Origin of the sequence: Niastella vici (assembly GCF_002077945.1) — a bacterium.
In the GTDB taxonomy this organism is placed as follows: domain Bacteria; phylum Bacteroidota; class Bacteroidia; order Chitinophagales; family Chitinophagaceae; genus Niastella; species Niastella vici.
Genome location: NZ_LVYD01000060.1, coordinates 12,985 through 39,509, shown reverse-complemented (window position 1 = coordinate 39,509; position 26,525 = coordinate 12,985). Strand labels below are relative to the sequence as shown.

The 26,525-nt window shown below is 48.6% G+C and carries 15 protein-coding genes; 4 read left to right on the top strand and 11 right to left on the bottom strand.

The genetic code is table 11. The annotated features are described in order from the left end of the window. From A3860_RS27755 to A3860_RS27745, 3 genes are read left to right on the top strand one after another with little or no spacing between them, the layout of a single operon-like run. Window positions 1-6,036 (top strand): eCIS core domain-containing protein, encoded by a 6,036-nt coding sequence (locus tag A3860_RS27755; RefSeq protein WP_081152683.1) that lies wholly within the window; start codon window positions 1-3, stop codon window positions 6,034-6,036. 17 nt (window positions 6,037-6,053) lie between these two features. Beyond that, window positions 6,054-6,389 carry a hypothetical protein gene (locus A3860_RS27750; RefSeq protein WP_081152681.1) on the top strand — a complete coding sequence of 112 codons (336 nt, stop codon included), beginning with the start codon at window positions 6,054-6,056 and terminating at the stop codon, window positions 6,387-6,389. A gap of 9 nt (window positions 6,390-6,398) precedes the next feature. After that, window positions 6,399-7,748: an ATP-binding protein gene (locus tag A3860_RS27745; RefSeq protein WP_081152678.1), complete on the top strand. Its 1,350-nt coding sequence runs from the start codon at window positions 6,399-6,401 to the stop codon at window positions 7,746-7,748. On the opposite strand, the gene surE is transcribed toward A3860_RS27745, so the two are convergent. Continuing rightward, window positions 7,745-8,485 (bottom strand): 5'/3'-nucleotidase SurE, encoded by a 741-nt coding sequence (surE, locus tag A3860_RS27740; RefSeq protein ID WP_081152866.1) that lies wholly within the window; start codon window positions 8,483-8,485, stop codon window positions 7,745-7,747. The two genes, A3860_RS27745 and surE, sit on opposite strands and share 4 nt — an antisense overlap. Before the next feature lie 76 nt (window positions 8,486-8,561). Between surE and A3860_RS27735 the strand changes: the two genes are divergently transcribed. Next, entirely contained in the window at window positions 8,562-9,461 is a 900-nt protein-coding gene (locus A3860_RS27735) for a diacylglycerol/lipid kinase family protein (RefSeq protein WP_158085380.1), read from the top strand. 4 nt (window positions 9,462-9,465) lie between these two features. Here A3860_RS27735 and A3860_RS27730 read toward each other — a convergent pair whose 3' ends face one another. From A3860_RS27730 to A3860_RS27685, 10 genes are all read right to left on the bottom strand, one after another. Beyond that, a complete protein-coding gene (locus A3860_RS27730; RefSeq protein WP_081152674.1) occupies window positions 9,466-10,854 on the bottom strand; it encodes an alpha-L-fucosidase in 1,389 nt (462 codons plus the stop codon). A gap of 3 nt (window positions 10,855-10,857) precedes the next feature. After that, the gene (locus A3860_RS27725; protein ID WP_081152672.1) at window positions 10,858-12,219 is read right to left on the bottom strand and encodes an alpha-L-fucosidase; all 1,362 of its coding nucleotides are present in this window, start codon (window positions 12,217-12,219) and stop codon (window positions 10,858-10,860) included. Between the two features lie 49 nt (window positions 12,220-12,268). Further along, window positions 12,269-14,431, bottom strand: coding sequence for an alpha-N-acetylglucosaminidase (locus A3860_RS27720; RefSeq protein WP_081152670.1), 2,163 nt, complete (start codon window positions 14,429-14,431; stop codon window positions 12,269-12,271). Window positions 14,432-14,439: 8 nt separating this feature from the next. Next, window positions 14,440-16,572 (bottom strand): alpha-N-acetylglucosaminidase, encoded by a 2,133-nt coding sequence (locus A3860_RS27715; protein WP_081152668.1) that lies wholly within the window; start codon window positions 16,570-16,572, stop codon window positions 14,440-14,442. Window positions 16,573-16,592: 20 nt separating this feature from the next. Continuing rightward, entirely contained in the window at window positions 16,593-18,371 is a 1,779-nt protein-coding gene (locus A3860_RS27710) for an SGNH/GDSL hydrolase family protein (RefSeq protein WP_081152665.1), read from the bottom strand. Then, entirely contained in the window at window positions 18,361-20,028 is a 1,668-nt protein-coding gene (locus tag A3860_RS27705; RefSeq protein WP_245843644.1) for a DUF4091 domain-containing protein, read from the bottom strand. Before A3860_RS27705 ends, A3860_RS27710 begins: the two co-directional genes overlap by 11 nt. Beyond that, window positions 20,025-21,575 carry a right-handed parallel beta-helix repeat-containing protein gene (locus tag A3860_RS27700; RefSeq protein ID WP_143774290.1) on the bottom strand — a complete coding sequence of 517 codons (1,551 nt, stop codon included), beginning with the start codon at window positions 21,573-21,575 and terminating at the stop codon, window positions 20,025-20,027. Before A3860_RS27700 ends, A3860_RS27705 begins: the two co-directional genes overlap by 4 nt. Then, complete coding sequence (locus tag A3860_RS27695) at window positions 21,572-23,122, bottom strand: right-handed parallel beta-helix repeat-containing protein (protein ID WP_081152663.1); 1,551 nt, start codon at window positions 23,120-23,122, stop codon at window positions 21,572-21,574. The genes A3860_RS27700 and A3860_RS27695 overlap by 4 nt, the downstream gene beginning before the upstream one ends. Window positions 23,123-23,209: 87 nt before the next feature. Next, window positions 23,210-24,526 (bottom strand): IPT/TIG domain-containing protein, encoded by a 1,317-nt coding sequence (locus A3860_RS27690; RefSeq protein WP_081152661.1) that lies wholly within the window; start codon window positions 24,524-24,526, stop codon window positions 23,210-23,212. Between the two features lie 158 nt (window positions 24,527-24,684). Further along, entirely contained in the window at window positions 24,685-26,517 is a 1,833-nt protein-coding gene (locus A3860_RS27685) for a RagB/SusD family nutrient uptake outer membrane protein (protein WP_081152659.1), read from the bottom strand. Window positions 26,518-26,525 lie beyond the last annotated feature (8 nt).

The following is a 26,525-nucleotide window of genomic DNA, read 5'->3' as shown; positions in this document are numbered from 1 at the left end:
ATGGGTAAAACCGCAAAACTGGCACAACCGGCTACCACTGCTTCGCATAGCGGTGCGCCTTTCTTTGACCGGAAAGGAAGCACTACCAGCGCCCCTGCATTTTTTACCCATCCCGAAAGCATTCAACCCAAGCTGGCCATTGGAAAGGCCGATGACGTTATGGAGCAGGAAGCAGACCAGGTGGCAGACGAAGTGCAGGCAAAACTGGCCATCGGTGCGCCTGATGATCCGTATGAAGCCGAAGCAGATCAAATGGCCAGCAAAGTAGTAAGCAGTATCCAGGGCGGCCCTTCGGTTCAAACCAAAAAGGAACCGGCACAACGCGGCCGCGAATGCGAAGAAGGCGACTATATCTTCCTTAAACCCGCCAGTATTCAACGGCTCGGTGAAGACATAGACAGTAACGGCTCACGCGAATCGGTTGTTGCCGCAGCGCGATCGATGATCGGCAAAATAGAAGCGAAACATGCGGAAGGCGGTCAGCGGGTAGGCGCCAAATACCTGCTCGACATCTTTCATTTGGCGGCGCCCGGGGTTTGGGACGATGCCACCATTCAAACCGCGGGGGCAAAGCTGCCTTCCTGGTGCGGTATATTCTCCGTATGGGCGCATAAGCGTGCCGGAAAAGATATCGGGAACTGGCAGATCGGGAAAGGGGTATCCGCATTCGGCACCCTTCAGCAAACCACCAATCCACAGGCCGGCGATATCGGGTATATCGATCAACCTTATCAGCACCATTGTATCATTGTGAAAATAGATGGCAACAATGTGTACAGCATCGATGGCAACAGTGGGTTGTACAGTGAGGTAAAGGAAAATACCAGGCCCTTAAGTGCGTATACCGGATTTTTTACGGCTTTTGGCGCCGGTTCGCCCGTACAACGAAAAAAAATACAACGAAAAGGCAAAGCCGAAAATGCAACAGCACCTGCTTCGGTAGAACAATCCATTACGGCTTCCAAAGGAAAAGGCGATCCGCTACCGGGCAAAGTACAAAGTTCCATGGGGTCGGCCATGGGCGCCGATTTCAGCGGGGTGCGCATTCATACCGACCAGCGTGCGGCTGATATGAGCAGGGCGATCGACGCACAGGCATTCACCCATGGCAAAGACATCTATTTCAACCGCGAAAAATACAACCCGGCTACCAAAGATGGGCAGCACCTGTTGGCACATGAGCTAACGCATACCATACAACAAGGCGCCTCGGCAAAGCGGAAGCTGATACAACGGAATGGGGATGATAACAAACCGGCCAATGATCCCAATAAACTCCCCCGGTTCGATAAGGGGAAGCTGGAATTACATCTGGAGAAAATTGTTCTTCCCGACTTCAAAAAAAGAAACCAGGAGAAGTTCAAGCTGCCACTGCACGCCCTCTCGCCCCGGCCAAAAGTGCGTGATCATAATGAGATCTGGAAAGAATTTGTTCAAAGCGCAGTGTATGCAAAGACAGCAGACTTTTTGAAAGATAAACAAAAGAGCAACGACGGGATCTATTTTTTAAAAGCAAAAAATTCGGAATTCCGGATCATCGGCAAGCTGGAGCAAATACAGGAAGAAGCCATCAACCCCAAATGGAACCGGTTCAGCAAAGGCAATATTCACCAGGTAGATCATATTGTAGAGCTGCAACTGGGCGGTGACAATATTGAGACCAATTATGAATTGACCGACAAACTGGCCAATACCAGTTCCGGTAATGCAATAAAGATAGAACGGGAAAAAAGAATGGATGAGGCCCGGCCTGAATTGAAAAAGACAAATCCCGATCTTCCCGACAGAAAAGTACTCAATACAGATTATATCACCCATTTCCATAAAATAGAAGCCTGGAACCTGCCCTATGCGGGACAGGCAAACAGTAATGTATACTGGAATGTAGACGAAATCAAAGATGGTAAACATTTGCTGCAGATAAGAGAAATGACTCCCGGTGAGATCAAGGCATCACAGGGTTCAGATAAAGAGTTTGTGCTGTACATCCGGAAAGGCTCCGGCATCCCAATGAAGATAGCGCTGCCCTTTAAAGGCCCTAAGAAGAATTGGTTACCCGGGATAGACCTTACCGGTTTCGAATACACGCCGGGAACGGCAGATGACCAGGATTTTGGAAAGGTCAATGTAACACTTAGCCAGAACTTTACCAAGCGAATGAAGGCCGGCAGGCCTTTTGAGGTGCCATTCAAAAAAATGCCTTTCCTTTTAAATACAGGTTATTTTGACTTTTCAGCCTGGGATAAAAACAAAGGCCTCGAAGGTATTCTTGAATTCAATGGCCTCAGCCCTATTCAGCTTACTGAGTTCAGCCTGCACGAAACCGCAGGTCTTATCCTTAATGGAAACATCATCACCACCATTCCCATCATCGACAAAACACCCATCGAATTCAGTTTACAGGGCGATGATTTTACGGTAAGCAAACAATTGCAGGTCGACGATTTCAAAGACAAGTTCCCAAAGCCATTTAAGATCAACGATCTTAGCCTGTCTATTTTCGCCAGCACGAAGAAGGGACTGGGTGTGCAGGGTTTTCTTGAGTTCGAAGTGGAGAAAGTTGGCAAGGGACAGTTAACGGGTCTTGGCAGTACGCACGATGGTTTCGGTATCAAAGGCATGTTTGAATTTGATCCGGAGCTCTTCAAGTCAAAGATCGAAGCATCCTATATCGACAAAGAGTTCAAATTCGCTGGTTCTGTTACGTTGGAAAAAGAAAAGATCCCCGGCGTAAAAGAGCTGACGGTGAAATTAGGCTATGCCGATAACAAGATCACTGGTGAAGGCAAGGCGCAATTGAATATTCCGGGCGTAAAGGAGATCGGCATCAAGGTGGAACAACAGGAAAATGGCGGATTGAAGATAGCAGGCGACATCGAGTTCGGTAACAAGCTGAAATCCGATGCCAAAGTGCAGGCCGTATTTGAAAAAGGCGATGCGGGCTGGGATGTTAGTATCAAAGGAACGCTTAATCCCAATATCAATATTGCCGGGCTTACCATCACAGAAGTGAAAGTGGGATTTTCAAAAGGCGTATTTGATGTATCGGCTAAAGTGAATTTTGAAAAAGGAAAGGTGAAGGGAGATTTCGAACTGGGTGTAACCAACGGCAATCTTGACGAGGAAGGAAAAAAGATCGAAGGCGTTGGCAAAGAACTGGCCTTTTATGCTTCAGGTACGGTAACCCTCGATATCGTCAAGGACGTTGACGGCACACTGAACGTGAAGATCACCAAAGACGGGGACCTTATCATCGGCGGAAAAATAGAGGTAAAGGAAGACAAGAACATAGTGAAAGGGAAGAAAGGAGACATGCACACCGATGAAGCACTTAAAATATTCGACTTCAAAAAAAGCATTCCGGTAGCCTCCTGCGGCGTTGCCTCCCTGGTGCTGGGGCTCGAAGCAGGAGTAGGATTGTTCTATGACTTCAAAGGGCTCACGCTCGATAAAGGCACCAATGTTACCCTGGAGCCGGTAAGTTTGAAAGACCTGAGCAAAGCGAAGGTCACGTCAGACATTTCACTCAGTACCGGCGTGGCGGCAGGGGTGGATGCGTTTATTGGCGCCTCGGCCGGACTGGAAGTGCTGATTGCCGGCGTGCGCGGAACAGGCCGGTTAAATCTGAAGCTCACCGCTTTCGATGCAACGGCACACGCGAAGGTGCAGGCCGGCTTCTCGGCAGATAAAGGCCTTGAATTCAAGACCGCCGAAATGGACTTCGAGGTAGATTCAAAGATCGGCTACGATGTGGAAGTGGGCGTGGAAGTTTATCTCAACTTACTGCTTACCGATGTAACACTATGGGAACACAAATGGAAACCCGACGACCTGAAAGGTGAATACAAATTCAGCTGGTTCGATGGCACCCTGAAAGTGCCGTTGAAATTTGGGGAGAACAACAGCCTGGCGCCTGAAGACGTTGGCAGCGAGCTGAAAGACAAGATCGGTGAGCACGCCAAAGATCCCGAAACCTTTAAAGAAAAGGCGAAAGACGGCGTTGACGGAAAAGCGCCCGATCCCAAAGAAGAGGAAGCAAAAACGGCAGAAAGGATCAAAACCAGTGTGGGCGTCGCTTACCGCGGCGCGTACACCAAAGAGGTATTTGCCTTCAACCAATCCATCAACCAGGATTATTTCGACAAAAGAACACAGGCCTGGAAAATTGTGGACGAAAATAAAAAGCTAAAACCCGAGATCAGGCAAATGCTCAGGAACGCGATCATTGGGTATGAACGGGAAGAATACGACGCTTTTTATAAATGGCTGCAAAACGAACCCGGTTTTACCGCGGCGTCGAAGCTATTGATCATTGATGATTTTATGCGCAACCGCCCTACCCTTACCCTGGATGACAAAATGCAGCTTGAAATGCTGGTGCCGCCCGATCCCAATGCCAATAAATCGACCAAGGCCCCGGCTTCCCAACAAACAAACCCACTACAGAAAAAAGAAGTACCGGGCGAACATGGCTATGCCGTACCCGATGATTTTGCAGAAAGAATGGAAACGGCCAAAGCACACGGCCAGCCACTGCCCCTTGACGTACGAGCCGAAATGGGCAAACAGTTTGGTTGTGATTTTTCCACTGTTCGTGTTCATTATGACAATGAAGCAATAGCATTGGCAAGCGAGGTCAACGCACAGGCCTTCACCCACGGCAACCACATCTTCTTCAATAATGGTAAATACGAACCTGCCTCCACGGAAGGCAAAAAATTACTGGCGCATGAGCTCACTCATATCGTACAACAGGGGCATGGCGAGCCGGTGAAAAGAAAGGCGGAGAAAGACCCAACCGGCACCACCTTTACCGGCAACTATATATTTGACCCGGGACATGATGGCTTGAACAGCGGCTTCTTCAACACCGTAAAGAACTTTGTGGCCGATGGTGTGCTGAGCGACAATGAGATCCGGGTATTAAGAAAGAATGCCATTGAACGCAACGGTTCCATTTTACATGCCGAATTGCTGCTGATGGCAGCCATGCGCAACCCGGTGAATGTAACCCTGATGCGGGCGCACCGGGGCGGGCCATTGATCCTTTCTATGAGCAACATACTGGAGGCCGATAAGAATTATGTGATCAATTTCGACCGCACGGCGCTTCCGCCCGGCTTTAGCGGTTACATGCTGCGTTTATTGCAGGCCGTATTGGGCCTCTCGGGCGAAACCATAGCGCAGGCACAGCAGGGCATTGACCAGGACATTGAGCAACACATACAACAAGTGGGCGGAACACAATTTGCCGATCAGGCGATCAAGCTCACCATTTCGGCCAGTTTCAGTCAGCCCGTGGTCCCACTGCTGGAAGTGCTTACCGCCATGAACAATGCAGCGGTTGACGGCACACCGGGCGATCAGATCATGGCCGGCACCGTGTATGTCATTGCCAGAAGGTACAATCACTCCACTGCATCGGCCATCCTGAACGGCACTATAAAGGTGGACGCACTTATTCCCTCCGTATACAGAAGATTATTAGGCAGCGGCGACGCCGGTTACAGCTACTCAACCGACCAGGATATCCGTAAAGCGAATACGATGTACGTACCAACCGATGTAGATATTTTCCAGCTCGATCACCGGGCGCTTATCATACATGAACTCACGCATGCAGCAGATGACCTGAGCCGGCCTACAGAGCAGTTGGTCGATTCCCTGGCGCTGGAGGCCAGGGCCTACGAAGCACAGGGCAAATATATGCTCGACGAAAACCTCGCAACGCCGGCACCAGGGCTGGTAACTACCGCCGCCGGCTATGTGAACCTGGGAAGCCTGTATTACTGGTCAATGCTGCAGGCAGCGAAAAGAGACAGAACGAAGTATGAAAATATGTTTGCCGATATATGCACTGCAGCCCCTGCATCGAAAACGCGTGCCGCGGTCATAAGCGATCTGAACCTGGCCAGCACAACGATCGATGCCAATATAAGAGCTGCCCTGTTAGCGCTCCGCGGGCCCGATGGACGGCCCCTGTACAGCGCGGGCAACACCCGATTGGGAGGAAATTCAGGTCATTTTTTTCAATAATGCTTAAACAGTAAATTATGTCATACAGAAGTAGGGTATACCGCCAGCGCAATGCGCATCAGCACGAGAACGAGCAACCGCAGGAAGAAAAATTCTTCAGCCGGTCAGGGGAAAAATCAGGTGACAAAGGAAGCAAGGGCGCTTTCTTCCAGGCCAAACCAAATGAAGCAGGCACCGCAGAAGATGCGCTGGAAAAAGAAGCCAATAAAACGGCCAATGCGGTTGCCAAACAAGACCCCACCAAGGATAAAAAAGACGAGGCCATACAAAAGGCGGCTACGCCTGAGGAGGACAAAAAGACAGCCACGAACGACGAGCGCATGAAGCAGGATAAGGACAAACAATCATCATAAAGCGATACTATGAACGATCATTCATTGCCGGCAGAACTAACCTTCCTGCGCCAGCTGATACAATACCGTATTGCGCTGCTACAGGGTATAGAACAGGAGCAGCCGGTATTTCCCCAGCCCGCCACCTGGGAACTTAATATGGTGGCCTTTGCAAAGCAACACCGGCTCGAGGCAGAAGCCATCATCCTGTTATGGATTGCCCTGGCGCCACATATAAAAGCAGCCCTTTTCGATGAAGCCATTATGGACGCGCTGAAGGAACCCACCGATCTTCCCGTAATGGGTGGCGTGCGCGGCAAAAACGCAAGAAGCTTTCTCCCTACCGGCGACACCGTACTATTTCTGCTGGCCGGAGAAAATTATCAACATCGCTTTCGCCTGCATCAGCTGTTCGATGCCGATCATTTTTTTGCAAAGAACAGGATCCTGTGGCTCGAAGAAGTGCCCGCCGGTGAGCCCATAACCAGTGGCCGGCTGGTGCTTTCGCAGGAATATGCCGAGTTGTTCACTACCGGAAAACTCACCCGCCCGCATTTCAGCGCAAGCTTTCCCGCCAAATTGATGCAAACGGAGCTGGAGTGGGACGACCTGGTGCTGAGTGAAGAGATCATGCAACAGGTGAAAGAGCTGGAGCAATGGATCTATCATGGGGAAGTGTTGATGAATGACTGGGGTATGCGCGACAGGCTGAAAAAAGGGTATCGCGTGTTGTTCCATGGTGCGCCCGGCACCGGCAAAACCCTTACGGCCAGCCTGCTCGGAAAATATACCGGGCGCGATGTATACCGCATCGATCTGTCGATGGTAGTTTCGAAATACATTGGAGAAACCGAAAAGAATCTCGAGCATCTTTTTGCCAGGGCCGAGGCCAAGAACTGGATCCTGTTTTTTGACGAAGCGGATGCGTTGTTTGGAAAACGCACCGGCGTAAAGGAAGCGCACGACAAATATGCCAACCAGGAAGTATCTTATCTGCTGCAACGGGTGGAAGATTTTGATGGACTGGTGATACTGGCATCGAATATGAAAAATAATATCGACGATGCATTTATCAGAAGATTCAATACGATCATTCGCTTTACCCTGCCTGCTGAAGATGACCGGGCCCTCATCTGGAAGAAATCGTTCCCCCGCCACATTGCATTTTCAGATGGTATGGATATCCCCGCGCTGGTAAAGAAATACGAGCTCACCGGTGGCAACATCATTAACATTGTACAGTATGCCTGCCTGAAAGCATTGGAAAAAGACAGATCGTCAATTTCCCTCGATGATGTATTGAACGGAATAAAACGGGAGATGCATAAAGAAGGCAAACCTTTTACCATCAACGGCAAAACAGTGATGCCGGTAAACTAAACCGGCTGCATCCGCATTACTTCCTTCAACCGTTGCTCATCGGTTAAATCGAGCCGCAGCGGGGTAATGGAAACATAACTGTTCTCAACTGCCCAGCGGTCGGTGCCTTCTTCAGCCGGCTCCAGCGGCGTTACGGTGAACCAGTAATGCTTGCGGCCCATTGGGTCAACCCCCGGTACAATTTTGCCATCGTAGAGCCTGACAGACTGCCGGGTCCATTGTATACCCAGCGGTTGCGGCGGAAAGTTCACGTTGTATAAACCCAATGCGGTATTTTCAAATAATAGCGCCAGCGTTCTTTCAACAAAGGGTGCTAACGCCTCAAAATCGGGTTCCGATTTATCGACCGGCGTACTCAATGCAATGCCCCGGATGCCTAACAGCACCGCCTGCTTGGCCGCAGCCAGCGTTCCGGAATGCCACATGGAATTACCGAGGTTGGGCCCCATGTTTATACCCGATAAAACCACATCAGTATGCGCATATATATGCGTACCAAGGGCCACACAATCGGCCGGCGTGCCATTTACCTTCCAGGCCTCAATTCCCTGGCCATCAAAAGCAATGGGTGATTTCTTTAACGACAAAGGCCGGGAATGCGTTACGGCATGTCCCATGGAGCTTTGTTCCACATCGGGCGCAATCACCGTCACCTTACCAAACCGGGAAGCGACGGTTGCCAAAGCGGCAATGCCCGGACTATAAATTCCATCGTCGTTGGTGATGAGTATTTTCATGAAGTTATGCATGAGATTATCATGCCAGCATGGCTGGTATAATTTTATCAGCTCTAATTTTTATAGAAGTAGAGCCATGAAAAATATTCATCTAATACACAATCCGGGCGCAGGCGACGAAGCGCATTCAAAATCAGCTTTATTACGTTTGATCGAAGGCGCCGGATATGTGTGTAGATATTGTTCTACAGACGACGCTGACGAATGGAAAAACATTGACCGGGAGACCGACTTTATTGTGATCGCGGGCGGCGACGGAACTGTTAAAGAAGTGGTATCCCTGTTACTGAAAAAAGAATTTTCCATCAAACGAATACCGGTAGCCATTCTGCCATTTGGAACAGCCAACAATATCGCGGAATCGTTAAATATAAACGGCGAGCCTGTTGATATCATCCGCTCCTGGAGCACCATGCAAACTACAGCCATTGATGTGGGTGAGGTTTTTGATGTAGAAGAAAAAACGCTCTATTTTATTGAAAGCTTTGGGTATGGATTATTCCCTTACCTGATGCAGGAAATGCATAAACAGGGCAAGAACGACATTGAAGACAAAGACGAAAAAATGAAAGCCGCCTTACAACTGATGCGCAGCATCTCCCATTCGTATAAGCCGCATTATTGCGAACTCATCATTGACGGGGAAGACCATTCAGGTGAATTCCTGATGGCTGAAATTATGAATACCCGTTTCATTGGCCCCAATCTTTTTTTATCGCCGCATGGGCATCCGGGCGATGGCCGGTTTGAAGTGGTGTTGATACCTGGTGATGACCAGCCCAAATTCGCCGCATATGTTAACACCAGGATCAATGATGCAGAAGTATCGTTTTCGTTTGTAACACTCAAAGCAGAAGACATACAAATAAAATGGAAAGGCACGCATGTGCATGTGGATGATGAAACCATCAAATTAAAAGAAAATGCACCCGTACGTATACGGGTGCAAAAGAATGCGTTGACGTTTTTGATATAAGCAGCTACCAGGTTACTTTAAATACCACGCTGTGTTTAAACCCGGAATTATTTTGCCATGCTGCCGGCACCTGTACAGTTACCACCTCATTGACGTACGTCCATTTTATTTTCTGCTTAGGCGCTCCCAATACAGTAACCAGTTTTGGTTTACCGGTTTTACTCACCCGTATTTGAATAGTGGCCGGCAACTGCACGTTTTCCTTTTCTGACAACCAGCAGGCAAAAACATGCTTACTGTCTTTTGACCGGGTATAATAAAGATTGTCACTTGAATAAGGAGCAACTGGCCGGGAGGCATAAATACATTCGCCATTAATAGTCATCCACGCGCCTATTTCCTGTAACCGCTGATACACCACCGGGTCCCAATCGCCATTGCCATCGGGGCCAACATTTAATAAAAAGTTACCGCCCCTCGATACGATCTTTACCAACAGTTCCAGTAAATGATGCGCACTTTTATACTGATCGTTCTTACTGTAGCTCCATGAATTGCCCATGGTCATACAGGTTTCCCAGGGATACGGTAATGGTTTTTCCGGCACTTCCTGTTCGGGGGTAGTATAATTTTCAAACTCGCCGGGCACCGTACGGTCTACCACTATTAAACCGGGCTGATGGCTTCTTGCCATGGCTGCAATGCGGGGCATATTTATATCCATATTAAATGGATCATCCGCTTTTTGCGATGGACGCACCCAACCGCCATCGAGCCACAAAATATCTACCGGTCCATAACCAGTCATCAGTTCCTCAATCTGGTTATAGGTAAAATCCTGGAATTGTTTCCAGCGGTCGGGATATTTGGCAGTGCTATAGTTTACATTATGGTCTTTGGGCGGGAAATAGGACCACCAGAAATTTTCACTATGCCAGTCAGGTTTTGAAAAATAAGCGCCGGTCATAAAGCCTGCTGAGCGAAAAGCGTCAAAGATCGTTTTTGAGATATTACTCCGCGGGTTGCCGGCAAAGGGCGATTGCGTGCCTGTGATCTTATAATCGGTTTGCTTTGTATCGAACATACAAAACCCATCGTGGTGTTTTGTGGTGAATACCACATACCGCATACCGGCTGCTTTGGCCGCCTTCACCCATTTCCCCGGATCGAACGCTACGGGGTTAAATGTGGTTGACAGGTTTTCATAGGCTTTTTTATAGTCAAAATAATTACCGGCATACGGGCCGGTACGCACCACCCAGTCATCGGGACAAATGGTCCAGCTTTCGGCTACGCCCCACTGACTGTAAGGCCCCCAATGCATAAACAGGCCAAATTTCTGGTCCTGCCATTCGGCCAGCTTTTTAATTACCAGCGGATCGTTGGGCGGCTGGTATTGGGCATGCAAACGGCTGCCCGCTAATAAAATAATTACTGTTAATAATTTTTTCATTATCTATGGTTGTAACGTCAATTCAATAACAGGAATTTCAACATTCGGCTGTTGTGGTAATTTTATAACCAGGTTTGAACCATTATCACCGGCCGCCTGCCATTTTATTTCTGAATTATCGTGCAGGAACTGGGCATACTTTATTTTGCCGGCATAACCGGGCAGGGTAAGGGCTGCCTGGTTGTATTGCATCAGGTGCAGGTATAATTTCTTTGTAACGGGATTATAAGTAAGCAACGTGTTCTCCGGCGCTTTAAATTCTGCAGGCGCCTGTGTACAACCATAAATGGCCTGGTTGTTATATTTCATCCACATGGCCAAACTGTCCAATGCCCGAACAGCCCGGTAATCAAAATAGCCCCTGGCTGTGGGTCCTACATTTAAAATAAGGTTACCACTTTTGCTTACGGCAGTTATGAGCAGGGTAAGCAGTTCGCGGTTCGATTTCCAGCTGTTCTCATCGCGAAAATAGCCCCAGGAACCGGAAAACGTTTGGCAGGTTTCAAATGGCAAACCACCATACTGGCTTTGTAACTCCGATGGCTTTACCTGTTCGGGTGTGGCAAAATCGGCGCCATCTGCATATTCATCGAGATCGAGCCGGTTATCGACGATGATCCCGGGTTGCAACTGCCTGATCATTTTCAGGAGCTCAACAGACCCCCAGTCGTTTTTGCCTTTACCATGGCCGTTAGGGTTTGGATAAGAAAAATCGAGCCAAAGAATATCTATTTTGCCATAATTGGTGAGCAGCTCCCTGATCTGATTATGCAAATAAGCTTTATACTTCGCCCAATCTCTTCCCTTATTTATTTTGGCGTAATCTGAATCCGCTTCACTTTTGGGCTGCAGGGGATGCATGCCATCTACCGTAAAATCAGGATGATGCCAGTCGATCAATGAATAATAAAACCCGATCTTAATTCCTTCTGCCCTGAACGCATCCACGTATTCTTTTACGAGATCACGTTTTGCTTTGGTGTTGGTGGCTTTATAATCGGTATATTTTGAATCGAACAAACAAAAACCTTCATGGTGCTTGGTCGTCAATACGGCATATTTCATTCCTGCGGCTTTTGCCTGCTTAGCCCAGGTTTTAGGATCGAACATATCGGGATTGAACATGTCAAAATACGGTTGATACTGTTCGTTGCTCATGCGTTCCCAGCGTTTCACCCATTCGTGCCGGGCAGGCTGGGCATACAATCCCCAGTGAATGAACATCCCAAAGCGATCATGCGCCCACCAGGCCATTCGTTTTTCTTTTTGCTGCCGCGTTTCAGTCCCTAATTTCTTTTGCGCATGCATTTCCCGGAACAATAACAGGGAAAAAATAAAAAGGAAGCTCTTCTTTGCCGTATACATTGGTGTTTGTTTTGCTAATTGGTGAAGTTCAATTTATGTTATTATTGGTTCAGGGCCTTTCGCCTGCGATCAGCCGCATCACTTCGGGCAAAATAGCTATACCATCTTCGCCTTTGCCGGTCAGCGCTGTATTTTGTTCTGTCCAGTTTTTTTCCATAGTAAAGAAATCGGGCCAGGCGCAAGAAATGCCCTGCAGCCGCTTTTCCACATAGTCAAAAAATGCAAGCCAGCGCGGCAGGTAATACCCGCTTAGCAACCCGCTCCATTCCTTATTGGCATAATCGTGGCCCAGGGTTTCCGGATTGGCTGAATGCCCCCAATAGCTGATCTGTACTTTTGCATTCCATACAGCCAGTGCTTTGTCCTTTTCATCCGGCCACTTATTTTCTGCCTGCTGTAGCCAGGTGCGTAAACAAAACCCGGCGTTGGTTGCCGTCCATCGGTTTTGCAATTGCAGCAAAGCAGTAAATTCAGCTGCATTGCTTTTGAATGCTGCCAGGTCATGTTCTTGCCATGCTTTCATAAAGGCCGCATAAGGTTGACGGGCTTTCAGGGCTATAACCTGTCGCCATAGATCGGTGAGATCGTAGCGGTAGGTTTCTGAAGAAGCAAACCGGGCAGCGGCTTTGGCAAAGCAGGCAGCGGCGCTGTAAAATATCGCCGTGTCGTAAGGAAGTTTTTTACAGCCCCAGGTAGAGGCGCTGATAATAAAATTGGAATCGGGCCGTGCGCAGAAGATGGACTCAAAAGCACCTGTTAGTTCATTGGTATGCGAAATATAAGCCGACTGCAATAACAATTGCCAGGCATTATAAATATCGGCATCGTATTTTCCATAACGGGCAACTACATATCTTTTCAAAAACACCGCCACATCATTGATTTCTTTTTGCCAGGCTGCCAGTAACAGCGAGGTGTACATGATATCGTTATTGGCAATACCTTCCGGAACAATTCCTGTGCCTACCATGGAACGGCCGGCGGCCGTTGCTTTGGCACGCACCGGTTCTTTCAGTATTCTAAGCAGCCGGCCTTCCATCCCCAGGGTGCCGCCACCATTCACCATCGAGCACCAGATCCAGGGATAACCGGAAAAACCATTGGTGCGCTCCCAGTTATTATCGGCATCACCGCGCAGGTCGAGGATCAATGTATGGCGAACATCCAACCCTTTCAGCAGCTCCTTTTTCGGATTATCCTGCCAGGCCTGTAGCACCCAGGTACTACCCGGGTAATAGTGCTGCATACCGGCCTGGATCAATGCGGCCGTTTCAGCCAGATCGATATTACCCGTAGCACCGCCTTCATGAAACAGATCGCCGCCCAAAAACACGGTATTGCCATATAACTTACGCAACTGTGTATAGTATTTACCGGCAATTGTTTTAAATAAACTATCCTGCGGCAATAAAAAAACAGGCCGCACAAACCCTTTCCCCCAGGAGCCCTGGTCAATGGTGCGTGCAGTTGGAAAATATTTTTTAATAGTGGAGGGTACCAATCCGCAAAAGCCCTGCAATACCGGTTGTATATCCAGGTCATGCATGCGCGGTAACAGTTGTTGCTGCAGGCTGCGCCAATTTTGTATCATGGTATCACTTACCGGCCCACCCCACCCCTGTATATTTCCCATCAACCACCAGGCGTTGAAAGCAGGGCCCGGTAAATAAGCGCTGATATCGGCTTCACTAAATCCTATTTCCCGTAATACCTGTTGCCAAACCACTTCCGTACCTACAGGCGCCAGCATCAGGTTCACACCATTCAGGGCCATCCAGTCCAGCTCATGTTCCCATTCCTTCCATCCCCAAAAGCTCATGGTATAATTATACGTGCAATAATTCAATGCATAACGGTACCGGAAGTTAGCCGCAACAGGAATGGCCTTTCTTACTTCAGGCAATGAAGCCGGCATCTTTACCTGGTCGCCGGTATGAGAAAAACTAATGCCGCACCAGGTACGCAAATAATCATTCAATGCAAAAGCAGCGGCTGTTGTATTGGACGCCTGAATATATAACCGTTGCCCCTTTGTATAATAGGATGCGGTATCCTTCTGCACGTTGGGTATGCGCGTAAAAACAACCTTGTTGTTTAAAAAAGGGACCCTTCGCCCGATCAATGCATTGAGCGCGGTTGTATTTTGTGCGGAAGCCGCAACCTGTATTACACAGGCCACTGCTGCAATGGCCGTTATTCGTTGTATGCGCATTATTGCTATCAATATAATACCTGCTGAATTATTTTATTCAAAGACTGGCCGGACAGTGATTCCTTTTTCACCTGCTCATTTTGTTGTACCCATTCCCTTTCCCAGGCAAAAAAATCGGGCGGCGTGGTTGTTCTTCCTTCCAGCTCATTGCGCAGGTGATCAAAATACAACTTCCATCTTTGTTGATAAAACGACTGCATCATACCGGCCCATTCCTTATACGCGTATTCATGTAAATTATCTTCCTTCCGGTTGTTCTCGCCCCAATAGGTGATCAGCATCATGGCATTGTGCAGGTTATTCTTTTTCTCAACCGGCGTATTGCCCGCCCGCAACGCCTGTTGCTGGTAACTACTTAACCGGTACCAGGAATGTGTGTTGAGCAGGTCATTGGTACGGGTATGCAATGTTAAAAATTCGTTGGCCGCGGTATTAAAGGCAGCGGTATTTTTTCCGGTATACGCTTTTACCAGGTTGTCAAATACCTGGTCGGCCCGGTTAGCCAGTACCTGGCGGGTAAAATTAATGAGGTCAATTTTATACGGCTCACTGTTGGCAAATGCAGGTGCGGCCGCAGCAAAGGCTTTTACGGCTTTTACAAACAGCGCCGTATCATATCCTTTTTTCAATTTACCCCAGCTCGAAGTAGATTTTATCTGCAGGGCCGGCCGGGCGCATAAGACACTTTCGGGTGGGCCTTCCTGGTACCCGGGATTGCTGTAGATCGTTTGCAGGAATAGCTTCCAGGCAGTGGCAATATCGTCATTGGGTTTTCCATACCGCGCTGTTATGTAATCGTTGATCCAGCTACCGGTTTCAACCGGTTTATTATGCCAGCCCAGTTCAAGCACCAGGTCATACGATACCGGGTTATTATTGATCCCTTCGGGCATAATGCCCACGCCTTTCATATAAGTATTAAAAGGGCCGGTTGCAGCCCGGTACACTTCACCGGCATATCGTTCCAGTTTGCCATTCAACCCCGGCCGCTCGCCAAAATTGTTTACACAACACCAGATAAAAGGCGTGCCTTCATACCCGTTCCGGGTTTCCCAGTTATTGGTATTCTCCCCAAATAATTCCTGGATAAGCAAATGGGACCGGTCAGTTTCTGCCAGCAGTTCTTTTTTAGGATTATCCTGCCAGCCCTGCAATACCCAAATGGCGCCGGGAAACTGTTGCTGCATGGCCTTTTGGATATTGGCGCCGGCTTTTCCGAGGTCTACTCCTTTTGTTATACCGCCTTCATGAAACGGATCGCCCGAAAAAAAGCGAAGATGCTGCCCATACAGTTTTTTGGTTGCCGAATAAAAAATGCCGGCTACCCGGTTAAAAGCGGTATCCGTAGGGTCGAGGATAGCAGGGCGCGTAAAAGCGCCCCAGGTACCCTGTGTAATGATATGCGCTCTTGTTTTGCTATTGAAGTTGTGCGGCACCATTCCATAAAAACCGGGCATCACCGGTTCAATACCCAGCACCTGCATCCGGGCAATCATTTTTTGCACCAGCACTTTCCGGCTATCGATCTGGCTTTGCGGCATGGGCCCGCCCCACCCTTCAATATTGCCCATCAGCCACCAGGCGTTATAGGCAGGTCCCGTTATAAATTCACTTATTTCTTTTTCGCTGTACCCCAGCTGCCGCAATACGTTTTGCCATACGGCTTCTTCCCCATTGGCAACCAGCATCAGGTTCACCCCATTCAGGGCCATCCAGTCGAGCTCGCGTTCCCAATCGATCCAGTTGTAAAAGCTCATGGTGTAATTATACGTGCAATAGTTCAGGGCAAACCGGTATTGCGCCATGGCATCAATAACAACCGGCTCTTTCACCACCGGCAATGGTTGTACGGGCGATAAATTATCGCCCATGTGCGACATAGACCGGTGACAATAATATTTCAGGTACCAGTTTAACCCCACCGCAGCGGCATTGGGGCCGGTGGCGGCAATCACCACTTTTCCATTTTGAGATTGTACGCGAAAAGTTTCCCGGTCTTTCACCGGTTCCATTTTTGCAAAAACAAGGTTATTGGCCAGCCAGGGCACTCTTCGTTTGGCCAGTTGCATAATACCATCGAAATCACCTGCACGCAAACAAAACGGCGCCAGCAGCAATAAAACGTACATACTTAATCGCATCAACTATCGTGTTTTGGTTATTACTTTTTTAAATAAGGTTTAATGGCTACTGCTAATTTTTTATATCCGGCTGCGTTGGGATGCAATCCGTCTTCGAACAGGGATTCATCAATTTTCTTATGCCCGTTTAATAATACAATACCCGGGTTTACGTATTGTACTTTTAACTGGCCGGCCAGGGTAGCAATCCGGGTATTCAGGGCAACAATCCGTTTTTCCAGCTCTCTGCGGGGCAAAATGCCCGATAACACAATGGAAGCAGCAGGCTGGCGAACTTTTATAGCATCAATTAACCTGTTTAATCCGGCTGTTATTTCCCCATCTGTATTGATGGTTAAATTATTTGTACCGATCATTACCCATACCTGCGCTGCATCAAAACCGTCCAGTTCATCGTGGTATACCCGCCATAGTACATTTTCGATCCGGTCCCAGCCAAAAGCAAAGTTTTTAACCCCGGCCGGCTCCAGGAATTCATTCCAGGAATCGGCGCCGCGCGACAATGGAGCGGCAGGCCGCCCACCCCAGTAATGAATAATGGAATTACCGAGGAAAACAATGCGGGGCGCTGTTGATTTGTTTCCGGTAATTATTTCATTATGCCGGCTGCGCCAGTCATAATACCCATCGCGGTATTGTGTAACCGGAATGGTAGTAGTCAACAACCCTGTGGGCTCCTGTAAAATAGTACGGATGCTTTTTTCATAGGCCTTTGCATATTCCATCATGCCCACATCGTTTGGATGCAATCCATCTACAGTACTGTATACACCCAGGCCAATCTCTTTATTCGTTAAAAGATAAATACCGGTAATGCCCGCCGCCTTCATTTTATCAAAACTGCGTTGCAGCACCTTGTTGGCATTTTCATAATCATGCTGTGCTGCTGTATCCATTATATTGTTTTCAGCACCGCCGCTATGATCAACCAACAACACGGGCACCTGGGGCCGTTTTTCTTTCAAGGCTTTTACAGCCGCCCATATTCTGTTTTCCAATTCCTTTTCTGTAATACCGGCACGTTGCGTTAAGTTGGGAACACAATCCAACACATATACCCGCGCATCAATTTCATTCATCAGGGCAATGACAGCTGGTTCCAGTTTTCCTGATCCCGAGAAACCCAGGTTTATCAGCGGCCGGTCTAATTGTTGTTGCAATAAGGCGGTCCAGGCCATACCGGGCCGGGAAGCGCAGGCCCCCTGGGCAATGGAGGTACCATATACTACAATGGGTTTTTCGGGCGATACCGGCATAAAATGAAAGGAACTATTACCCGGAACGCCAATGGAAAGCCAGGCCACCGAATTATACAGCGGAAAATACAATCTGTATTCATAGTCCTTACCGGGAAATTCACGGCTCACCACGAGGTTCGAAAACCGGTATTCAACCGTATCCCCAAACGAATGGCGGGCGGGCGCCCATTTCAACTGTCCATTGGGATCTATCGCATACAGATCTACCCCGCTTACCCCGGTAGCCGGCATGTGGGTCATTTCACGGGATCCCTTAACAACATACCGTACAATTATATCCGAAGCATTGGTTTTGAATTTCAGGTACAACCCCGCACTGCTGTGCGAAATATTCCACACATTGGGATTCAGCTCCTTTTCTGCACGGGCCGGAAAGCGATCATAGGGCGCCTGTAATGCTGCAGCCGGCCATGCCTGTCCTTCAATAACGGGAAATGGATTATCAACCGGGTTGTGCCAGTTATAAGAAGGCGCCTGTTGCGTGAATGCGGTCAATGCTAATAAAAAGCCGCCTACCAAAAATTGTATTCTAATAAGCATGTAATACCGCTTTTGCTTTTTGTAATTGCACCGCTGCCGGTTGATCGGGCAATGCAGCCGTTTCAAATATTTTTAATACATCCAGCAGCGGCTGCAATTTTGCCGGCTGGTCTTTATATAGAGCTTTCAATAGCCTGATCTTTTCATAATCCTGGACACCTTCTATCAGTCGCTCAAATCTTATAGAACTTCCCCCCGGATAAACGAAATACGTATCGCCTGCCGACCAGGTACTATAGCGGGCATCCTGCATGGGATCACGGGGCCAGCAATTGTAAGCCCAGCGCAAATACCCGTTGAATTGCTTATTGGCGGCATACCAGCCCAGCCAGGCGCTTTCCGCGGGCGGCGAAAAAGTAAACGTGTTGGGATGCCCTTCCCAGCAATACGTGTAATACGTGGTAGGCAACCCGGCATCGATGCGCTTATGCAATACCAATGAATCAAATTTTTCTGCCGACGCAATGCAATAGTCATATACTTCATTGGCTATTTCAGGGTGATAACTTCCCGCCAGGGAGATCTTCATATTCGCATCTACGCTCCTGATGAGTTTGATCACTTTTTGCATATCCTCCAGCGGCCGCTCATCCATGGCTATGGCCGTTTTATTATACCACCCTTTTTCTTTCAGGTGTTGCACAAAACTGGTAAGCATGGGCCGCCAGTGGGCTTCATATTCGGGCGTTCCGGTTTTTGCTATCAGCAGGGTATCGCGTTGCAAAATTTCATCGTAATAATAAAATTTATTATTCCAGGGAACCATGGTGTAACAATTGATCCCTTTGTTGATCCCCAACGATTGCATGAAATTTATCCATTGATCAAAAATGCTGTAATCATATGCCCAGGCGCCATCTTTCTTCTTTATCCATTTGATCATTGATTTGTAGATATCATACGTTTGGCCGCGCCAGGGATCGTGGATCATACTCACCGTTATGGTCTTTTGTCCGGCATTGGCCAACCATTGCATATAGGGGCGCAGCCGGTCGAAATGCGCTTTCGACCATTCGGGCACCCCAAACATCCGGGCCACCGCATAGGGGTTCTGCCACAGGTCAAGATGGAATTTCCATTGGGCAGGCGGCGGAAGCTGGTATGGTTTTACCCGTACCTGGTAAGGTAAGGTACGCACCTTATTATCGATATGAACATACAGTTTACCGGTATAATTTCCGGGTACGGTAGTAGGCGGCACTGTTATACTAACCCATACCGGTTGGGTGGTGCCTGCGGCCACCGCTTTTTGCGGAATGTAATCAATGCCATCCGCTACCAGCTCAACCCGCGATTCAGCCGTGGTAGAAATACCGCAACCATGTCCTTCTTTATTCAGGCTGTCGCTTAGTACATACCTGATAAAACCGGTTGATACAACAGCGGCTGCAATGCTATGCCCTTTACCATCTTTTAATACCCCGCTTGTGATACGCAGTGCTTTCACCGGCGTTGTAGCACGTATTACCAGCTGGGTATGCACTTTTTCTCCTTTCCACGCAGTGGCCGTCCATTGCGTTGAAATATCCTGCCGTGCGGGTGGACTATTTTTAGCATATCGTACATCGGCATTGCCGAAGGCGACGGTAGTTTGGGCAAACGCCCCTAACCAGTACATCAACAAAACCGGAACAAGACCAACGGCTTTATAATTCATTGCTGTGCTCCTTTGCTGATTTTGTTGTTTACAATCCGGGCATTGCCATCTATATCCGTATTACCATTAACAGCGGTGGAGATGATCACGCCGGTGTTCCTTGCCGGCGAACCGGTTTGAAGATGCAGATCGGGCGCCGCGGTGCCCGTCAATAACGGATCAATGCCATTGGTGGAAGCAGCGTCGCCGCTGCAGGCTGTTTTCCAGGCAGTATAATCTGTGTAGCCCGTACCGTTCCAGATCCATTGCGCGGTGCCGGTGGTATAATACAGGTTGTTATCAATGCTATTATTACTGCCGGTAGCCGTGTATTTGTGTATAAACACATCGGTTGGCCGTGCGTAAACAAGATTATTTTTCACCACGTTGCTGTCGCAGTTTTCCGTAAGGCGGATCTCCCCTTCTATTTCGCCGAATGCACCGGTTACCCGGTCGTTCTGGAACAGCGTGTTGTTCACCACATAACAATTTTTGGTGCCACTGCCGACGTAGTTCAAATAATCACCCATGTAAATACCGGTACGCCAACAGTTATACACAAAATTATTCCGAACAATAGTCGTCCTGGTTGCATAGATCTTACTCTCGCTTACCAATCCAATTCCCCGGTCGCAGTTATAGACCTTATTTCTTTCAATGACTGTATTGGCCCCGCCGCACACATAAATGGCGATAGCGCCGTAATTGTTAGCGCCCCAGATAGCCACACTGTTCGCCATGGAGATATTATACAATACATTGTCGCTTACCACGCCATTGCGGGCAAAATTGGTAGCCACATTTCCGGAAGGATTTAACCCATCGCCACCGGCTATAATAATGCCGATGTTCTCGGTGTTGTAAATTGTATTATTACTTATGGTAAAACCGTCGATATTGCCTGCCAGGGTAATGTTTTCGCTGGTGCCGGTTTGGGTATCATGTACGGTGCATCCGGTAATAACAAGATCGCTGATGGCCGCTGTGCCATTACCAGCCACCAGGATGGCATGGCCGCTTCGCCAGTCGTTGAGGCTGGCACTGTTCTTAATATTATAAATGTTGCAATTCTTTATCGTTATATTTTTCGAATTGCCATCAATGTAGATGCCTTCGGGATCTGCAGCGCGGGCAGCAGTAAACAAATTACAGATCTCAAAACCTTCGAGGGTTATATAACGCACGGCATTGAAGCTAACGAGCGCCAGCCAGCCACTCACGGTGATCGAACTTCCGTCAATAACCGGCTTTTCACCCGCATAGGCTTTCAGCGTTATTGTTTTTTCGGAAGTGCCCGACCTGGGAAAACTTATTTTTTCGTAATAGGTACCGCCACGTACCAATACGGTATCACCCGCTACCGCTTTATTGAGGGCGGCAGTAATTGATTTGAACGGCGCCGTCAGGGTGCCTGTGTTGCCATCACTGCCATTGGGCGATACATAATACACCTGCCCGGCAGCCACTTCAGGCGACGGACCGCTTTTACTTTTTGAACAGGCCGGTATGGCCAACCCTAAAAAAATAAAAAAGATGAGTTTGTGCTTAACATATAAATATGCGTTCATTGCTGCGCTCCTTTGCTGATTTTGTTGTTTACAATACGCGGGTTGCCATCTATATCCCTATCGCCCTGTATGGTTGCATCAATAATAACACCGGTATTTTTTGCCGGTGAACCGTTTTGAAGATGCAGATCGGGCAATGCCGTATTGAGCAATAACGGATCGATGCCGTAGGTAGAACCGGCATCACCGCCACAGGCTGTCTTCCAGGCAGCAAAGTCGGCATACGCCGTGCCGTTCCAGATCCAGCCGGCCGTTCCGGTAGTGTAGTACAGGTTATTATCGACGATATTGTTGGTGCCGGTAGTGGTGTATTTATGTACAAACACATCTGTTGGGCGGGCATACACCAAATTGTTCTTTATAACATTATTGTTGCAGCGCTCTGTTAACCTGATCTCGCCTTCTATTTCGCCAAAGGCGCCCGTCTCAATATTGTTATAATACAAAGTATTGTTCACCACATAACAATCATTGGTACCCCCTGAGGTATAATTCAGATAGCCCCCGAGGTAAATGCCGGTGCGCCAACTGTTGTATACAAAATTGTTCCGTACAATACAGTTACTCGTTGGATAGGCGTCGTTCTCACTGACAATACCGATACCCCGGTCGCATTCATGCACCTTGTTCCGTTCTACAATAATATTCCGGGCGCCGTCTACATAAATACCAATGGCCCCATGGCCATGCGCCCCACCGATAGGCCCGGTGGTCATATCGATATTATACAGTTCATTTTCACTGATGAGCCCGTTGCGGGCATAATTGTAAGCGGCATTGGTGTTGGCCGAATAACCGCCGGCCGCATCGATGCCAATATTCTCCGCATTGTATATTTTATTCTTCCTGATGATGAAACTATCTACATACCCATTGATGGTGAGGTTTTCGCTATAGCCGGTATTGCAGTCGTGGATCTCATTTTCTTCAACCAGGATGTTTTTCATCATTACATCGGTATTGCCAATGATCTCAATACCGTGGCCGCTTCTGCCGTCATCAGGTTTTACATTGTGTTCAATATTATAGATGCGGTTCTTTTTGAGCTGGATGTTTTTCGATCCCTGGTCAACCAGTATCCCATTCGCATTTACCCAGGGTGTGGCGCTTTTAAAATTACACACATCAAAGCCTTCAAAAATGATGAAACTGTTATTGCGCAGGGTCACCAGCGCTTCTTTTCCAACAACAGAAAGACCGGTGCCGTCGATCACCGGTTTTTCACCGGCATAGGCCTTTAATGTAATGTATTTATCGAGCCGGCCCGATTTTGGGAACACGATCTTTTCGCTGTACGTGCCGCCCCGAACGAAGACCGTATCGCCGGGCAGCACTTTGCTTAAAGCGGTGTTGATGCTTCGCAAAGGATTATTGATAGTGCCTGTATTGCCATCACTGCCATCGGGCGATACATAATAGCCGGTTGCCGTATTCGTGGTTTCGGAAGAAGGGCTGCTTTTTTTACTGCAGGCTGCAGCTGCCAGCACGCACAAAAAAGCCGTTGTGCGCAGGGTTTTGCCACAGGTGTGGTCTAGGATGGTTAACATACGATACAATGCATTAAAATAAATAAGGGAAAATTCAGTAAAGAGGCGTGCTCCCGGCAATTACCGGGAGCATTCCTCCTGGCTATACTATTCAGAGATGATCTTTCTTATGCGGTTATTATTTTTATCGAGCACATACACCGTTCCGTTCTTATCAACGGCCACGCCGGTGGGCGCGCTGAAGGCAGCCGCCTCGCCTACCGCATCGGCATAACCGGCGCTGCCGCTGCCGGCAAAGGTGCTCACCGTATTGGTGCCTGCTTCTATATAGCGTATGGCCTGATCGGTATTGTAAGCGCCGCCATCCCAGGTACCATTACCCGCTACATACAGGTTGCCGCTATTGTCAATGGCCAGCCCCCAGGGATGGTCGAATTTAGCTAGGGTGCTGGTGCCGTTTGCATAACCGGCAATACCGGTTTGCCCCGCAACGGTTGTGGCCGTGAAGCTACCGGCAGCAAACTTTTTGATAACATGATCTCCGTTTAATACCACATACAGGTTACCGTTCTTATCGAACCTCATACCGGCGGGGTAATTGAGGCCCGAAACTACCGGCGCGCCGGTTGTCCACTGCGCAGTGACCGGGTAAATATTACCCGCGGGGTCGCAACTGGAGTAATATACCGTACCGGTGGTTTTATTGACCGAGATACTCCATGGCGCCTGGTTACCCCAGGCCCAGGTAGTGGCGGTGCCATCGGGTGCAATTTTGCGGATGTCCCAGTTACCGGGATCAACACACCAGACATTTCCGGTTGCATCGAGGGCCACATCATAAGGCAGACTGAACCGGGCAACCGTTCCCTTGCCATCGGCATACCCCGAAGCGGCGGGGCTGCCGCAGAAGGTAGTTACATTGCCATTGCTGTCGATCTTTCTTATACAATGGTTCCCGCAATCGGCCACATACAAATTCAGGTTGTCATCCACCGTTATACCCATGCTGCGGTACCAGCTCTGTCCACTGAAATCAAACAGGGCATCGGTACCTTTGCCATTGGTAAAACCGGCCTTGTCGCCGCCGGCAAACGTACTTACCGTTCTGGTATATACATAATTAAAAGTACCGCTGCTTACCACACTGTCGCCGTTGATCGTTACCACAAAATGGCCTGAGCCTGCTTTCTTTGGCACCACGGCCATTATTTGCGACCCGTTTACGCCCACTACTTTTAGTGGTTTTCCATTCAGGGTTACCGTGATCTGGTTGGTATCATTGATATAGTTGGAACCGGTGAACAGTACCTCCGTACCGCCACCGCCCTGCACAGGGGAGAAGCTGTTAATGATAACGGGCGCGCCGGCATTATGCCCATTACCGCCGTCTTTTTTGCAACCTGTTGCACAGGCTATCATAAAAAGACAACCTGCCAGTAAAGGTGTAGTTATATTCTTCAACATAATTTTTATTTGTAATTGGTGTGCCGGTTACCGGTTTCCGGTTTCCGGGCAAAAAATTCAGCAAACCCGATTATAGTTAGAGTGATCGACATTCGAGGCCCGGCATCTGGTAACTGGTAACCGGTACCCATATGTTGAAACTCTAAATTTAAAAAAGCTTACCAACCCAGGTTTTGAACCAGGGACCGGTCCCTTTCAATATCGCTTTGCGCAATAGGGAACAGGTACATGCGATCGTCCCAGTATCTTTTCTGGAATAACGTACGCTGGTAAAAACCGGTGAAAGAAAATCCCAGTCCGCCGTCATCGGCATTCACATTCATGCCATAAATGGTCTGGTACTCCGTTTTGCCTAACAGCAGTCTTCTTACCAGGGTATGATAGCGGTCGCCTTCAAAGCACAGTTCCACTTCGCGCTCCCTTAAAATATGCTTGCGCATCTCCTCTTTATTTCCTACCGCAGATGGGTATACCGTTTCAATACCGGGTAAACCGGCCCGCTCACGCACCAGGTTCAGGTACTTTACCACATCACCATTGGCGGGGTCATATTCATTCAATGCCTCTGCATAATCCAGCAGGATCTCTGCATAGCGGATCAGGATGTAAGGCCGGTAGGTAGTGGCATCACTGCGGATGTTATCAGATGGACTGATCCTTTTCAGCACATCATACCCCGTGATATTATTGGTGCCCGCTGATTTTTGTCCGCTCTTACCGTTGTAATAAAATTCCGTACGGCCCGTAGCGTCTTTATTGACGTCTGAAGAATAATAGTTCTTATCATCTACTGTAGGTGCAGGTAATACCGCCCGGCCATTGTACTGGATACTGACATAAAAGCGGGGCTCCCGGTTGGCGTACATGTTCCAGTCGCCTTTTTTGTGTTCCCAGGCGTTGGCGCCGCCGGCTGATGCAAACCCGGTTTCCACATAACCGGCCGCGGGGTCATCGATGGTGCGGCCGTTCTTCATACTGAACGCATCTACCAGGTTCTGCGTGGCATTGTACATGTTATAGCCACCCGGGCCGGGAGATGAACATTTCGTCCAGCCCCAATACGACCAGTTGTTATTCGAGAGAATGATCTCACTATTCCAGGTGGTCAAAAAAACATCGCGGCACGATAAATAAGGATCGAAGGTGGCGCCGCCATCGTCGAGATTGGTGTATAATTTATAAGTATTGAGTGCGATCACAGCTTTTGCGGCGTCGGCTGCCGTTTTCCATTTGGCTGCATCGTATTGGGTGGGCGCCAGTTGCGTACCATCCTGGTTTTTGAATGCTGCAAACCGGGCATTGCCATTCCAGAGCGGACTGGCCGCAAACAGGGCCAGTTGTGCTTTTACCGCCAGGCACGATCCCTTGGTAGGGCGGCCGTAATTGGCTGAAGAACCCCATGCCTGTGGCAGGGTTTGCGCCGCTTTATCCATGAGCTCGTTGATATAGGCCACGCAGGTATCAAAGGGCGTCCGGGCATATTGATTATAATCTTCACCCTGGGTCAATACACCGGTCACTTTTACAAAGGGACCATATTGTTTCAGTAATTGCCAGTAAAACCAGCCCCGCAGGAACAGGTTCTCGGCTTTGTACTGCGTTTTCAATTCATCGCTCAGTTCCACCACCGGCACTTTGCCGATATTGTTTTCAAATACATAGCTCTGCCTGATGCCAACATAATAAGCGCCCCAGTTATAAAAATAACCGCTGGCGGCGCTCCAGTTACCGGCAATCATCTGGCGAACGTTTACGCCGGGAATGCACACACTGGTTTCATCGCTGGCGCCCATGCTGGCATAATCACCGCCATCGGTATTATGCATATACCCATAGATGTTATTCAAATAAGATTCGGCATTGGCGCGGGTTTGCCAGATCATATCTTCCGTGAGCAGGTTATCCGGTTTTTTATCGAGGTAATAGCACGATACCATTACAACAGGCAATAACAAATACAGGACACCTTGAAAACATTTATTGATAGTCATATTGATTC